General features: G+C 70.5%; 6 protein-coding genes. 4 read left to right on the forward strand and 2 right to left on the reverse strand.

The annotated features are described in order from the left end of the window. Positions 1–179: 179 nt before the first annotated feature. From pglY to C1A38_RS00610, 4 genes are read left to right on the forward strand one after another with little or no spacing between them, the layout of a single operon-like run. A complete protein-coding gene (gene pglY / locus C1A38_RS00595; protein ID WP_102655842.1) occupies positions 180–3,953 on the forward strand; it encodes a BREX-2 system ATPase PglY in 3,774 nt (1,257 codons plus the stop codon). Further along, positions 3,950–6,685: a BREX-2 system phosphatase PglZ gene (gene pglZ / locus C1A38_RS00600; protein ID WP_158244822.1), complete on the forward strand. Its 2,736-nt coding sequence runs from the start codon at positions 3,950–3,952 to the stop codon at positions 6,683–6,685. The genes pglY and pglZ overlap by 4 nt, the downstream gene beginning before the upstream one ends. Then, positions 6,682–7,995, forward strand: coding sequence for a BREX system ATP-binding protein BrxD (brxD, locus tag C1A38_RS00605; RefSeq protein WP_102655844.1), 1,314 nt, complete (start codon positions 6,682–6,684; stop codon positions 7,993–7,995). Before pglZ ends, brxD begins: the two co-directional genes overlap by 4 nt. 51 nt (positions 7,996–8,046) lie before the next feature. Next, the gene (locus tag C1A38_RS00610) at positions 8,047–10,167 is read left to right on the forward strand and encodes a DEAD/DEAH box helicase (protein WP_102655845.1); all 2,121 of its coding nucleotides are present in this window, start codon (positions 8,047–8,049) and stop codon (positions 10,165–10,167) included. Here C1A38_RS00610 and C1A38_RS00615 read toward each other — a convergent pair. Next, positions 10,158–12,932, reverse strand: a complete 2,775-nt coding sequence (locus C1A38_RS00615) for an AAA domain-containing protein (RefSeq protein WP_102655846.1) — start codon at positions 12,930–12,932, stop codon at positions 10,158–10,160. The two genes, C1A38_RS00610 and C1A38_RS00615, sit on opposite strands and share 10 nt — an antisense overlap. A 260-nt stretch (positions 12,933–13,192) precedes the next feature. Next, positions 13,193–14,761 (reverse strand): pectate lyase family protein, encoded by a 1,569-nt coding sequence (locus C1A38_RS00620; RefSeq protein WP_102655847.1) that lies wholly within the window; start codon positions 14,759–14,761, stop codon positions 13,193–13,195. Positions 14,762–14,782: the final 21 nt, after the last annotated feature.

Here is a 14,782-nt window from a genome sequence, read left to right on the forward strand (position 1 = left end):
CGACTGATGTCCTACCCTGCCGCGTATCAGCCTGTCCAGCCCATGATCGGCTGTTCTGTGCCTGCCGAATACCGCCTGGGCGGCATGTCTGGCCGTGTCACATGAGCCGCAGGGTCGGATCTGCGGCGATTGCTGCGTCCATCCGGGCCTGTCTGGCGCCTGTCGGTACGGTATTCGGCATGTCTTCGCCCGCTGCCCCGCCGCTGCTCCGCGAGTTCATCGACATTCCGGAGCGTACGAGCACCAGCGACTTCGTGCTCAAGCTCGCCGACAGTGTCGCCGACGCCGACGCCACCTTGCGTGACTACGTCATCACGGATCGGCTGCTGGGGAACTTCGACGAGGCGCTCGGGTTGATCCGTTCCGCGGTGGAGGGTCAGGCGTCGAAGGCCGCCTACCTGCACGGTTCCTTCGGCTCCGGCAAGTCGCACTTCATGGCCGTGCTGCACGCGTTGCTGCGCGGCGAGCCGGCGGCTCGGGGGCGGGACGAGTTGGCGCCGCTGGTCGCCAAGCACAGCGTCTGGCTGGACGGGCGCAAGTTCCTGCTGGTGCCGTACCACCTGCTCGACGCCCGCTCGCTGGAGCAGCGGGTGCTCGGCGGCTACGTCGACCGGGTCCGGGCGCTGCACCCGCAGGCCCCGATCCCGGCGGTGCACCGCACGGACGCGCTGTTGGAGCAGGCCGCCTCGCTGCGGGAGAAGATTGGCGACGCACAGTTCATTGCCGAGCTACCCGGTGGTGATGCCGAGGATGAGTGGGGCGAGAGTGAGACGTTCTGGACGCCGGAGCGGCTGGACGCGGCGTTCGCCGGTGTGTACTCCGACGAACTGCGTCGCAAACTGGTCAACGACCTGCTGACCAGTTGGAACAAGGGGTTCTTCAGCAACGCCCGGGAGGACGCCGAGGCCTTCGTCTCGCTCGACCGGGGTCTGACCGAGATCAGTCGGCACGCCAAGGAACTCGGCTACCACGGGCTGATCCTCTTCCTCGACGAGCTGATCCTCTGGCTGGCCAACTCCATCGGTGACCAGAAGTTCGTCTCCCGGGAGATCCAGAAGATCACCAACTTCGTCGAAGGCGGCGACACCCGACGGCCCATCCCGATCGTCAGCTTCATCGCCCGGCAACGCGACCTGCGTGAACTCGTCGGCGAGGAGGTGGTCGGCGCCAACGAGCTGAGCTACCAGGACACCCTCAACCTGGCCAGCGGTCGCTTCGACGTGATCAAGCTGGAGGATCGCAACCTGCCGGAGATCGCCCGCCGTCGCCTGCTCAAGCCGCTCACCACCGAGGCCGGCGAGGCGATCGCGCGGGCCTTCGACGCCACCACGAAGGTACGCCGGGAGGTCTTCGACACCCTGCTCGGCACCGATTCGGGCAGCGGCGCCGACATCGACGCATTCCGGTCGACGTACCCGTTCAGTCCGGCGTTCATCTCGACCCTGGTGCACGTCTCCAGCGCGCTGCAACGCTCGCGTACCGCACTCAAGTTGATGCGCCAGCTCCTGGTCGACCGGCGCGACACCCTGCGCCTGGGCCAGCTCGTACCGCTGGGCGATCTCTATGACGTGATCAGCGGTGGCGGGGACCAACCCTTCACCGAGAAGCTCAAGGCCGAGTTCGAGATGGCCCAGAAGCTGTACGAACTGAAGCTGCGACCGCATCTGCTCGGTCAGTACGGCCTCACCGAGGACGACCTCGACGCGGCCCGGCGTGGCGATCAGCCGGTCGGCGAATCCGCCGGACGGCTGCGGGCCTTCACCGGCGACGACCGGCTGATCAAGACTCTGCTCCTCGCAGCCCTGGCCCCCAGCGTGCCGGCGTTGCGTAACCTGACCGCGCGGCGGCTGTCCGCCCTCAACCACGGCAGCATCACCAGCCCGATTCCTGGCGGCGAGGTGGCCCAGGTGTCGCGCAAGCTCGCCGACTGGGCCGGCCAGTTCGCCGAGATCCGCATCGGGGAGGGCGACGACCCGGTCGTGTCGCTGGAACTGGTCGGCGTGGACGTCGACAGCGTGCTCGCCACCGCCAAGCACTACGACAACGACGGTGCCCGCAAGCACATCGTCCACCGCCTGTTGTGGCAGCAGCTCGGCGTGCCGTGGAGCGACTCGTTCTTCGCCGAGGCCGGGTTGACCTGGCGGGGCAGCCGTCGTGCCATCGAGTTGGTATACGGCAACGTCCGCGACCCCCACGACATCCGCGACGAGGCGTTCCACCCCAGCGACCCGTCCGGCTGGCGCATGATCGTCGACTACCCGTTCGACGACGGCAGCCACGGGCCGGCCGACGACCGGCAGCGGGTGCAGGAGCTGACCAGCCGGATGCACGCTCGTACGATCTGCTGGATCCCCGCCGCGCTGACCGTGGAGCGGCGCAACGAGCTGGGCAAGCTCGTCATCATCGACAAGCTGCTCGAAGGGCAGCGCTTCGACAGTCACGCCGAACATCTCAACCCGGACGACCGGCGGCGGGCGCACGCTGCGCTGACCAACCAGCGCAGCGCGCTACTGGCCAAGATGCAGGGGGTGCTGCGTCAGGCGTACGGGCTGGCCGCCAAGCAGTCGACGGACGTGCAACTGGGCTTCGACGACCACCTCCAGTCGCTGACCAGGGCGCTGGAGCCGAAGCTGCCGATGGGGGCCACTTTCAACGACGCACTGCGCAGCATCGGCGATCAGATGCTCACCCACCAGTACCCGGCCCACCCCGACTTCGACCCGGACCGCAAGGGCGACCCGGTCCGGCTGCCGGACGTCAGGACCGTGTTCGGCTACGTCCAGGGGGCGGTCGAGTCACCCGAGGGGCGGGTCGAGGTGGACCGGGCCCACCGGCAGACCATGCGCCGGATCGCCAACCCGCTACGGCTCGGCACCATGCACGAGGCAGCGTTCGTCGTCGGCGGCGAGTGGGTCCAGCACTTTCAGCAGCGGGCCGCCAGCGAGGGCGTCACCGGCGAACTGCGGGTTGCCGATCTGCTGCGCTGGATCGACGAACCCAGGGCGCGTGGTCTCGACCCTGTCGTCGCCCAACTGGTCGTGGCGACCTTCGCGGAGCAGACCGACCGGGCCTTCTACCTCCATGGCAGCCGGTTGACCCCGGCACCGGAGCCGGGGCGGATCACCACCGATCACACCCTGCGCGACGAGAGCCTGCCCAGCGAGGACGACTGGGAGTCGGCCCGCGCCCGCGCGGCCGCGATCTTCGGCTTCCGGTCACTGAACCTGCGCCGAGGCCGACTGGTTGCGATGTTCGGCCGGGACCTGGCTGCTGCGGCGTCCCGCAATCGTGAGGCCGCCCGCCAGCTAGCCGGCCAGCTCGACACGCACGCGAGCCGACTGGGGTTGGACGGCACGTCCGGCCGGCTTGCCACCGCCCGTGCTGCCGCTGATCTGCTCGACGCGTTGAGCACCTCGGGCAGCACGGGGAAGGAACTGGTCGAGCGGCTGGCGCAGGCCGAACTGAACGGGCCGGCTGACCGGACCGGCAAGAGCATCAGCAGCGCCGCCGATGTGGCGGCGGCGCTGACCGCCGCTCCCTGGGACACCTTCGAGATCGTCGCCGGACTGCCGGAACCGCACGCCGCCCGGGGACGCGAGATCCTGGCCGAACTTCGGCGGATCGCGCAGGCCGACGAGCTGACCAGCCAGCTCGTCCCGGCGCTGCGACGGGCGCAGGCCGACGCCTTGGCGCTGCTGCGGGTGGTTACCGGCGGCGGCGGTGCCGGACCGGCTCCCAAGGGCGGGGCGGGGTCCGGCTCTGGCGGTGTGACGACCCCCGGGGGCGGTTCCACAACTGGCGGTGCGGGAACTCCCGGTGGAGGGACGACTTCCGGCGTCCGCAGTCGGCAGACCCGGCTGGAGGCGCTCGACGATGTGCTGGCCGAGCTGCGCAGGTTCGCCGCGGAACACCCCACGGACACCATCGAGGTGAGCTGGAAGGTCCTGCCGTGACACAGGCACCCGCCCCGGCGACGGCGCTGCGGATCCAACCGGCCGCACTCGCCCAGAAGGTGGCCCAGCAGCTCGACCGGCACCGCAACGGCGAGGCGTACCCGGTCATCGTCGTCGCCGCGGACCCGGTCTGGCCGTACGATCCGATGCTGGCGTTGCCCGGCGGGCAGCGAGCCCGGGTCGTGCCGTGCGTCTCGCCGCTGGCCATCTGGGAGCACCTGGTCGCAGACCGGGGCGACGAGGCGCTGGTGCTGCTCACCGACATTCCCGAAGCGAGTCTCGGACACGGGGTACGCAGTCGGATCCTGCGCCAGCAGGTCATCACCGTCGAACCGTGGGAGCTGGTCGTCGAAGCGTTCGGCGCACAGGTGCCCGACGCCGCACTGGAGCGCGAACGATGGGCCGGTCCGGCGCTGCTGGACGCGATGCCCCCGGCCGGGTGGCCACGGCTGGCCACCACCGTCCTGACCCGGGAGGTCGCCCTGCGCCACCTCGCCGCGGTGCGCCTCGGCCTGGACCGGCGCGGAGACGACCCCGACGACCTCGACGTGACGACCCTGCTGCGGTGGAGCGCCGAGCCCGGCGCGGTGGAGGCGTTCAACCTGCTCCGGGCGGAGGAACGCGATGGACTGGCACGCTGGCTGGTCGAGCGCTTTGGTCGGCCGGCCCGTGCCCTCTTCGCGCTCGTCGAGGCCGGCCGCGGGGCCGACGCGCTGCCGCTCGGCCTGGTCTGCGAGGCGCTCTGGAGTCTCGACACCCCGGAGGCGGTACGCGCGCAGGGGCGCATCGACCACTACTTCGGCGGCCTGAACGACGACGCCTCCGTACGAGGGCTCGCTGTCGCGGCGACCCAACTGGTGGGCATGATGCTGACCGACCGGGACACTGCGGTGCGGCGGCAGGGACATGCCCTGCTCGACCGGGCCGAGCAGCTGGTGACCCAGTTCGGTGCCGCCGACAGCGTCGGTCACAGCCTCATCCTGCGCAGCGGCTTCACCCGGCGGGTCAGCGCGGTGGCGCAAGCACTCCTGGCCGGTCTGGCGACCCCCGAATTGGACGCGGCCGTGGACGACCTCGCCGCGCATCAGCTGGCCAAGGCAGGTGCTGAGGCGGAGCGGCTGCGCCGCGTCCAGATGGCACAGCGACTCGTGCGCTGGCTCAGCACCGAGGTGGCATCGCCGGCCAGCGTCGCCGACGGGGTGCAGCGACAGATCGCCGACTGGGGCTGGGTCGACCGGGCGTTGAACCATGTCTGGGCGGGCGAGGACGCCCACCCGCAGTTGCAGAGCGCCTTCCAGGCCGTCTTTCAGCGGGCCCTGCAGCGTCGGCGGGAGCTGGACGCGGCCTTCGCCAACCGGCTGGCTGCCTGGGCCCCCGCCGGTCCCGCGAACGACGGTGATCTGCTGACCGTCGAGAACCTGCTTCCGCGCGTCGTCGAGCCGCTGATCCGGGCCAGACGACCGGTGCTGCTCGTCGTGCTCGACGGGATGAGCGCGGCGGTCGCCGTTGAACTGGCCGAGGAACTGTCCCAGCACTGGGTCGAGTACGACCCCCTGGCAGGTGGGGACGTCGGCCGTCGCCGCCCGATGGTGGCAGCCCTGCCCACCCTGACGTCGGTGTCCCGGACCTCACTGTTCGCCGGAGCGCTGCGGGCCGGCACACAGAGCACCGAAAAGCAGATGTTCGACCAGGGGCGTTGGGGTGCCGATGCACGGATCTTCCACAAGGGGCCGGCTCGGGGCGGAGCCGGCGAGGTCTTCGCCGGCGAACTGGCCGATGCGATGGCCGACCCGACGCGCCTGGTCGCCGTGGTGATCAACACGGTCGACGAGTCCCTGGCTCACGGTCGTGAAGGTGACGACGCCGGCTGGCAGCTCAACGACCTCGGGTTCCTGCGCAGCCTGCTCGACCTCGCCCGGTCCTCCGGCCGGGCGGTGCTCATCACCAGCGACCACGGCCACGTGCTCGAGCGCGGCGGCGAGCACGTCAAGGCGGCCGACGCCTCCTCGGCCCGGCACCGTACCGGTCCGGCACCAGCCGGGCCCGGTGAGGTGGAGCTGACCGGACCTCGGGTGGTCGCCGAGGGACAGCGCATCATTGCGCTCTGGGATCCGTCGCGTCGCTACCGTCCCATGAAGGCCGGCTACCACGGTGGCGCCTCCCTGGCCGAGGTCACCATCCCGCTGCTGGCCTACCTGGTGCCCAACGTGACCGACGTCCCGGCGGGCTGGGCACCGGTTGAGGACCGGCAGCCCGACTGGTGGGAGTCGACGCCACCCGCAGCGGCGCAACCCGACCTGGCGCCGCCGACGCCCCCGGCGAGGTCGCGGCGGAAGGCGCCCGTCGTCGTAGGCGAGGCGCTCTTTGACGTACCGCAGCCGGCGGCCGCTCCCGGCGTGGCGGCGAGCAGCGGTGACGATCTGGTGGCGATGCTGCTCGCCACCGAACTGTTCCGGACGCAGCACGCACTGACGCCCCGCAAGATCGAGCTGGGCAAGATTGAGGCGGCCATGCGGGCGCTGGTCGAGGCGAAGGGCGTGCTGTCGACCGCGGTGCTGGCGCAGCGGGCCGGGGAACTGCCTGCCCGCGCGGGCGGCTTCGTCACCATCCTGCAGCGAATCTTCAACGTGGACAATTACCCGGTGCTGTCGCAGGTCGACGACGGGCGTACCGTCCGGCTGGAGCTTGCGCTGTTGCGTACCCAGTTCGGGCTGCCGTCGGAGGCGGCATGAGCGGCGTCAGCCCGGCGCGACGCCGTGAGGTCATCGACGCACTACGCCGGGGTGCCGTCCCGGCGGCCGGTCTGGACCTCTTCGCCGTCGGGCTGGACCGCTTCGCGACCGCGGTGGGGGAGGACCTGGCCACCGTCGGCGCCGGCGGGTCGGTGTTCAAGGCGATCCGTGGCGAGTACGGTTCCGGCAAGACCTTCTTCAGCCGCTGGATCGCCGAGCAGGCGAAGCGTGCCAATCTCGCCACCGCCGAGGTGCAGATCTCTGAGAACGAGACGCCGCTGCACAAACTGGAGACCGTCTACCGGCGGCTCACCGAACGGCTGACCACGGCGACGTTTCCACCGAGTGCACTGCGGCCGGTCGTCGACGGCTGGTTCTACGCGCTCGAAGAGGACGTCCTCGCCACGGGCGAGATTCCCGCAGACGACGCCGGTGCCCTCGACAGGGCGGTCGACGCTCTGCTGGACCAGCGGCTGGCAACGGTGAGTCGTAGCGCGCCCGCGTTCGCCGCCGCGTTGCGCGGATACCGGGCTGCCACGCTGCGTGGGGATCCGGCGACGGCGGACGCCGTGCTCGCCTGGCTGGGTGGCCAACCGCACGTCGCGGCCGCCGCCCGCCGAGTCGCCGGCGTACGCGGAGACCTTGACCATTTCGCGGCGCTCAGCTTCCTGCAGGGCCTGCTCGCGGTGCTGCGCGACAGCGGTCACCCGGGTCTGCTGCTGGTGCTCGACGAGGTGGAGACGCTACAACGGGTCCGCTCCGACGCCCGGGACAAGGCACTCAACGCACTACGTCAGCTGATCGACGAGGTGTATTCCGGTCGATTCCCCGGCTTGTATCTGATCATCACCGGAACGCCGGCCTTCTACGACGGGCCGCAGGGAGCGCAGCGGCTCGCCCCGCTGGCGCAGCGACTCGCAGTTGACTTCACCACCGACCCGCGGTTCGACAATCCACGTGCGGTGCAGGTGCGGCTGGCCGGGTTCACGGTCGACTCCCTCGTCGAACTCGGGGGCCGGGTGCGGGACCTGTACGCCGACGGGTCCACGGAGCATGCCCGACTACGGACAGTGGTCGACGATGCCTACCTTCGCGACCTGGCGCAGGCCGTCGCGGGTGGACTGGGCGGCAAGATAGGTGTGGCGCCTCGCCTGTTCCTGAAGAAGTTGGTGGGAGAGGTGCTCGACCGAGTCGACCAGTTCGTCGATTTCGACCCGCGACAGCACTACGCCCTCACCCTGTCCGACGCCGAGTTGACCGACGTGGAACGCAACGCGACCAGGGCTGATGAGATTTCGCTCGACCTGTAGGAAGAATCAGATCATGAGCACCGAACTCGTCGCGACAGACGCCGCACGTTGATGAGTGGAGCGGAACTGCTGCATCCGGTCGTACTGCATCATGTGGTGAACTCGTTGCAGTGGCCGGCGCTTCGGCCGCTGCAGGAGGCCGCCGTACGGCCCCTGCTCGACGGGAATGACGCGCTGCTCCTGGCACCGACCGCCGGAGGTAAGACCGAGGCTGCCATGTTCCCGCTGCTCTCCCGGATGGCACAGGAGAACTGGTCCGGCACCTCCCTGCTCTACGTCTGCCCGCTGAAAGCTCTGCTCAACAACCTGCTGCCGCGAGTCGGCAACTACGCCGGCTGGTTGGGACGGCAGGCGGCGCTGTGGCACGGCGACGTGACCGCAGGACGACGTCGAGCAATTCTGCGCGAACGGCCCGATGTGCTGCTCACCACCCCGGAGTCGATCGAGTCGATGCTGGTGAGCGCCACCGTCAGCCACGAGGAGTTCTTCCGCCACCTGCGGGCGGTCGTGATCGACGAGGTGCACGCGTTCGCTGGTGACGACCGTGGATGGCACCTGTTGGCCCTACTGGAACGGCTCAGCCGGGTAGCTGGACGACCGATCCAGCGGGTGGGACTCTCCGCAACCGTCGGCAATCCCGACGACCTGCTGCGCTGGTTGCAGGGCTCGGGGCTGGGTGAGCGACCAGCCCAGGTGGTGGCACCGCACCTGGCCGCCGCCCCGGCCATGGCGGCGCCCCCTGCTGTTCAGGGCGAGGTCGAGTTGGACTACGTCGGCTCGGTGCACAATGCGGCCCGCGTCATCGCGGCCCTGCATCGGGGAGAGAAACGGCTGGTCTTCTGTGACTCCCGCGCGCTTGTGGAGGAACTCGGCCAGCGGCTGCGTGAACTCAGCGTCACGACGTTTCTCTCCCACGCTTCACTCGCCGCCGACGAGCGTCGACGGGCGGAAGAGGCGTTCGCACAGGAACGAGACTGTGTGATCGTTGCGACGAGCACCCTGGAACTGGGCATCGATGTCGGCGACCTCGACCGCGTCATTCAGATCGACGCACCGCGCAGCGTCGCCGCCTTCCTGCAACGGATCGGCCGGACCGGCCGTCGACCGGGCAGCACCCGGAACTGTCTCTTCCTCGCCCTGGACGGTGCAGGACTGCTACGCGCCAGTGGGCTTCTGCGACTGTGGCAGCAGGGTTGGGTGGAGGCGGTCGTGCCACCGCGCGAACCACGGCACATCGTCGCCCAGCAGATTCTCGCACTCGCCCTGCAACGACACCGGATCGGTGATCGGCTCTGGGCGCAGGAGTGGAACGGACTCGTGCCGTTCGACAAGAGCGCCGAGGTCATCCTGCGACACCTGACCGAGCACGGCTTCCTCGACTCGGACGCCGGAATGCTCTTCATCGGGCCGCAGGCCGAGCTGCGATTCGGCCGTCGACACTTCATGGACATGCTCGCGGTGTTCACCGCGCCACCGCAGTTCACCGTACTGTCCGGTCGTACCGAGATCGGCCGTACCGATCCGGCGTTGTTGACGGCGAGAGTCGAGGGTCCACGCCTGTTGCTGCTGGGCGGGCGAAGCTGGCGGGTCACGTACGTCGACTGGAAACGCCGTCGCTGTTTCGTGGAGCCGGCCGAGGGTGGCGGCAAGGCGCTCTGGATGACCGGTGGGATACCGCAGGGGCTGGCGTACGAGATGGTGCGAGCCACGCGCGACGTTCTGCTCGGAGCCGATCCACCGGTCGCGCTCACGCAGCGGGCCAGCAGTCGACTTGCCCAGTTACGGGACGAGGCGACCACCCAGGTGCACCCCGGTGGCAGTGTGATCGTCCGGGACCGGGAGGGGGAGGTGCGCTGGTGGACGTGGGCAGGCTTCCGGGCCAACGCCACCCTGGTCGCCACTCTCGGCGACCTTGCCGACCAGGCTCAGCGCTACGACGACGCGGCCATTCGACTGCGCCCGGACCTCGACCGTGACATGTGGCGGACGTTGACATCCGACACCGTCGACCGGATCTGTCTGCCGGAAGTAACCGAGAAGGCCCTCGCGGGCCTCAAGTTCAGTGCGGCCCTTCCCCCTCGGTTGGCGACCGCCACGCTCGCGGCACGGCTGGCCGATGTCGAGTCCGCGGCGACGGTGCTCCGGGAGCCGGTCAGGTTCGCCTATCTGTGAGGGTCGCGGATGCGGGCGGCCAGGTCGAGGGCGGCTCGGATCGGGTCGGCGTTCCAGTGGCTGGCGAAGGCGTCGTACAGGTGCCATCCGGCGCGGGTCAGGGTCCGTTGCCGCTCGACGTGGGCGGTCACGCCGTCGGGATGGACCCCGCAGATCACCCCGACCGCCTCGGTGTCCTCGCCGACACACAGGTCGATCTGCCAGCGGCCGACGGGGTAGTCGACCCGTACCGGCAGTCCCAGCTTTTCGAGTTCGAGGGCCAGGGCCCGGGCCCAGGGGTCCGAGGCGGAGGTGACCGGGCCGGTCGGGGGTGTCGGGGGTTGTTCGGCGTAGCGCAGGTAGTCGCCGATGATGCCCTCGGGGGAGCGCAGCGAGGTGACCACGGTCAGATGCTTCCTGGCCCTAGTGATCAGGACGTTGAGCAGGCCGGGCTCGGTCAGGAAGCGGTGCCGGGCCGGTGGGTCCTCGTCGACCAGCCCGAGTGAGGCGATCACCACGTCCGCCTCGCTGCCCTGGAAGGCGTGCACCGTCCCGGTACGCAGACCGAGCCGCTGGATCGCCTCGAGGTCGTACGCCGACAGCAGGGCCGCCTCCACCGCGTCCGCCTGGGCCCGGAACGGGCTGATCACCGCGATCCCGCCGGCCGGGGGATGGGTGGACAGGGCCCGGACCAGGTCCAGTACGGCGTCCACCTCGGCCTGGTTGACGCCGTCGACCACGGTCGCGCGGTCGACCCGCACCACGTCGATGGCGTCGGCCTGTTCGTTGCGCGGGTGCCGGGTGACCAGTTCCAGTCTGCCGTCGTAGAACCGTTCACCGGAGAACCCGATCAGGTGTGGCGCGGACCGGTAGTGCTCGGCCAGCCAGGTGACCCGGGCGGCACCGGCTGCCAGGTCGTAGACGCTGGACCGTCGGACGTCGAGCCGGTCGGCCAGCCGGTCCAGCCCGTGCCGGTGCAGGGTGGCGGTCACCTCGACATCGGCGACGAAGGAGACGAACCGCAGTTGCCGGGGGTCACCGGCGACCAGTGCGTTCCGGGCGCGGGCCAGCACCGGGGCGGCCCGTACCTGGTCGATGTGGGCGGCCTCGTCCAGCACCACCAGGTCGAACATGCCGGCCACCGGCGGCAGCAGATCCTCGACGTCGGTCACCGTGCCCACCCACAGGGGCAGGGCCCGCACCAGCGCCTCGGCGTCCAGCCCGGCGAGCAGTTCCCGGCGCCGGTTGCGCCCGGCCCGCAGGGCGGTACCCAGACCGTTGGCGGCCCGCCGGGCCTGCGGGGTCCACCGTCGGGCGCTGGTGGTGTGGTGCCGCAGGGCGGTGCCGACCGCCTCGGCCAGTACGGTGTCCGCCTCCGCCAAAGCCTGCCAGGCGGCGGAGAGTTCGGTGCCGCCCTGGGCGGGGAGTCGAGCCGCCGCCTGGACGGCCTCGGCTGCCTCCACCGCCGCGTCCAGCCGTTCCCGGGGCAGGCCGGGACCGGCTCCGGTCAGCTGTCGCAGCCGCCGTTGGGCGTACGACCGTCGCAGTCGCGGCCACCAGCCCGCGCCCTGGCGGCTGGTGTCCCTCAGGGCGTGCCGGATGGCGGTGAGGTCGGCGTCCGGGTCGAAGACCCGTGGCGCGTCCTGACTCAGCGCGGGCAGCAGGGGCTGCCAGCCCGGGAGCGTGGCGGCGCGGCGCTCCTGCTCCAGGGCGGCGGCGATTCCGGCTTGGATGGTGGTGACCCGGTGCCGGGCCGCCGCCACCGCTGCGGCGTCCTCGCGCAGTTGGTCGTCGCGCACCCCACCGGCGGCGCCGTCGGCCAGGTCGGCGGCGACCGCCTCGCGTCGCTCCGCGTCTCCGAAGAGCACCGGGGGTGGGCCGGGATGCCGGCGCAGCAGCGCGCCCAGGGCCTGCGCAGCCGCCACGGACTGGGTGGCCACCAGCACCGACTTACCCCGGTCGACCGCATCCAGCGCGGCGGCGACCAGGGCGTGACTCTTGCCGTTGCCGGGGGCTCCGGAGACCACCACCACCGCTTCGGTACGGGTGCGCCGGACCACCTCCAACTGGGTGCCGCTCAGCGGCAGCGGAGACAGCACCTCCTCGTTGTCCCGGCTGGCCGGGTCGGCGTGTTCGTCGGCGACGCCGAGGTAGAGCCGGCGCAGGGCGGTGTCCGCCAACCCGGGACGACCCGCCCAGTTCAGCAGGGTGTCGCGGAGTCGACCGGCGAACACGTCCCGGGTCACGAAGATCGCCGCCGCGGCGACCCCGGTGAGGCAGGTGTCGTCGAAGCGGCGCGGTGGCCGGGGCACGACCTGCTCCACCTTCAGACCGGCCGCCTCGGCCGCCGCGGTGATCCAGGCGGCCGTGCCGGGCGCGGTCAGCCAACCCGGCCCGGCCAGCCCCGGTGCGGCCTCCAACCGGGCGGCGAGATCCCGATCCTCGATCAGCGAGGTCATCTCCAGGTCACCGGCAGGGACCACCCGGTAGCCGCCTCGGCCACGCTCCAGCCGTACCGGTTGGGCCAGCAGCGGCAGCCGGATCCGCCGCCGTACCCCGTCGATGTCCGCCCCGCCGACCAGGAAGGCCAGGCCGCGGCGCAGGATGCGTTCGTCGCGGTGCAGGGCGTCCTGCGCCGCCAGTCGGTCCAGGTGGCCGTTGCGGGGGCCGCGGTGTGGCTCCGGCAACCAGACCAGCGGCCGGCTGCCTGCGGCCATGTCGAGGACCCGCTCGGCTCCGGCCGGAGCCAGGTCGGCGAGCGCGGTGAGGATGACGGCCGCGTCCATCGCCCGCACATTCTGCCGTACGCCCCCTACACCGCCGGCATGCCGCAACAACCCCCGGAACAACCCCCTCGGCCTGGGGCTCCTGGTGCCTCCCGCACCCCTTTGCTCTGCTTCAACCCGCGCAACGATCCGGCGGCGGAACCGCTGCGTGGGTTGAAGCAGAGCAAAGGGCGCTCAGGGGAATGAGGGTGGGGGCCGTCGTCATCGACGGCCCCCACCGGCTTGATGCTCAGGTGTCGGCGTGGCCGGCACGTCGGGTGTTATCCGGCGTACGTCTCGAACTCGGCGATTCGGGGGGTGCCGGAGGAGCCGGTGATGTCGAAGGTGATCTTCCGCAGCGAGGTGGCCGGGAAGGTGATCACGCCGGCCGTGCTGCCGGTGGCCAGGACCGCGCCGGTGTCGTGGTTGAGCAGCCGCCACGACCGGACGTTGCCGACGGCGCCGGAGGCCTCGCGGATGTTGACCCGGGAGACCCGGGTGGCGGTGTCCCACTTGATGGAGATCTGGCCGGTCGAGCCGGACGGCGACCAGGCGGTGCTCATGTTGCCGTCGCGGACGTCGCCGTAGCTGGTGCCGCTGGCCTTGCTGGAGCCGTCGGAACCGGCCCCGATGCTCAGGTTGGTGCCGCTGGGCTGGCTCGGCGTCGGGGTCGGGCTGGTCGGGCCCGGCGTCGGGGTGGTCGGGCCGGGGGTGGGCGTGGTCGGGTTGCTCGTCGGGTTCGTCGGCGTGCAGCTGCCGTTCGACGTACGGATGCCCTTGTTGGCGCCGGCGGTCTGGCGGACGATGTCCGGCACGCAGTTGGCCGGGTCGAGGCGGTACGAGTACGGGATGCTGACGCTGGTGTTGGAGGTCGGGTTGGGGCCGGCCGGGTTGGTGTCGCCGCTACGGCTGGACCAGGTCACGTTGTCGAAGATGTTGCCGCTGACCTGCCAGTAGCCGGCCGCGTCGGTGTAGAAGGTGCCCAGCACGTCCTTGGCGTTCTGGAAGTAGTTGTTCTCCACCTTGGCCTGGGCGCCGGCCCGGGAGTTGATGCCGGACTCGTTGATCCGGGAGAAGTGGCTGTTGAAGATGTGCGCGACACCGCCGCGCAGCAGGGGAGCGCGGGAGTCGATGTTCTCGTACAGGTTGTGGTGGAAGGTGACGAAACCGTTCGACAGGTCGCTCTCGCTGGAGCCGATCAGGCCACCGCGACCGGAGTTGCGCAGGATGCTGTAGGACAGCGTCACGTACTGCGTGTTGTTCTTCATGTCGAACAGCCCGTCGAAGCCCTGCGACTCGCCGCCCGAGGCCTCCAGGGTGACGTGGTCGACCCAGACGTTGCGGACGTTGGCCTCCATGCCGATGGCGTCGCCGCCGTTGGAGGTGGGGGAGCCCGACTTCTTGACGTTCCGGACGGTCACGTTCTGGATGATGATGTTGCTGGCCTCACGGATGTGGATGCCGATCTGGTCGAAAGTGGCGCCGTTGCCCACTCCGAGGATCGTGACGTTGCTGATCTGCTTGAGCTCGATCACGTCGGCGGCGGTGTTGCAGCTCGACCCCGACACCTTCGTGGTGTTGCCGTGGTTGATGGTCCCCTCGACCTGGATGGTGATCGGGGTGCTGCTGCTGGCCCGGTTGCACAGGGCCGCGTGGATCTGGGTGCCGGTGGTGGCGCGTACGGTCTGGCCGCCGGCCCCGCCGGTGGTGCCGCCGTTGCGGGTCGCGAAGCCGGTGGCGCTGCCGACGGCCGCCGACGCCTGTGGCGTCATGACGGCCATGCAGACGGCGGCTCCGGTGGCCGTGGTGGCCAGCGCCGCCAGGATTCGTAGCGCGACTGTGCGTCTCATCCTTGCCTCACCTTCCTTGGT

Origin of the sequence: Verrucosispora sp. ts21 (assembly GCF_002879555.1) — a bacterium.
GTDB lineage: Bacteria > Actinomycetota > Actinomycetes > Mycobacteriales > Micromonosporaceae > Micromonospora > Micromonospora gifhornensis.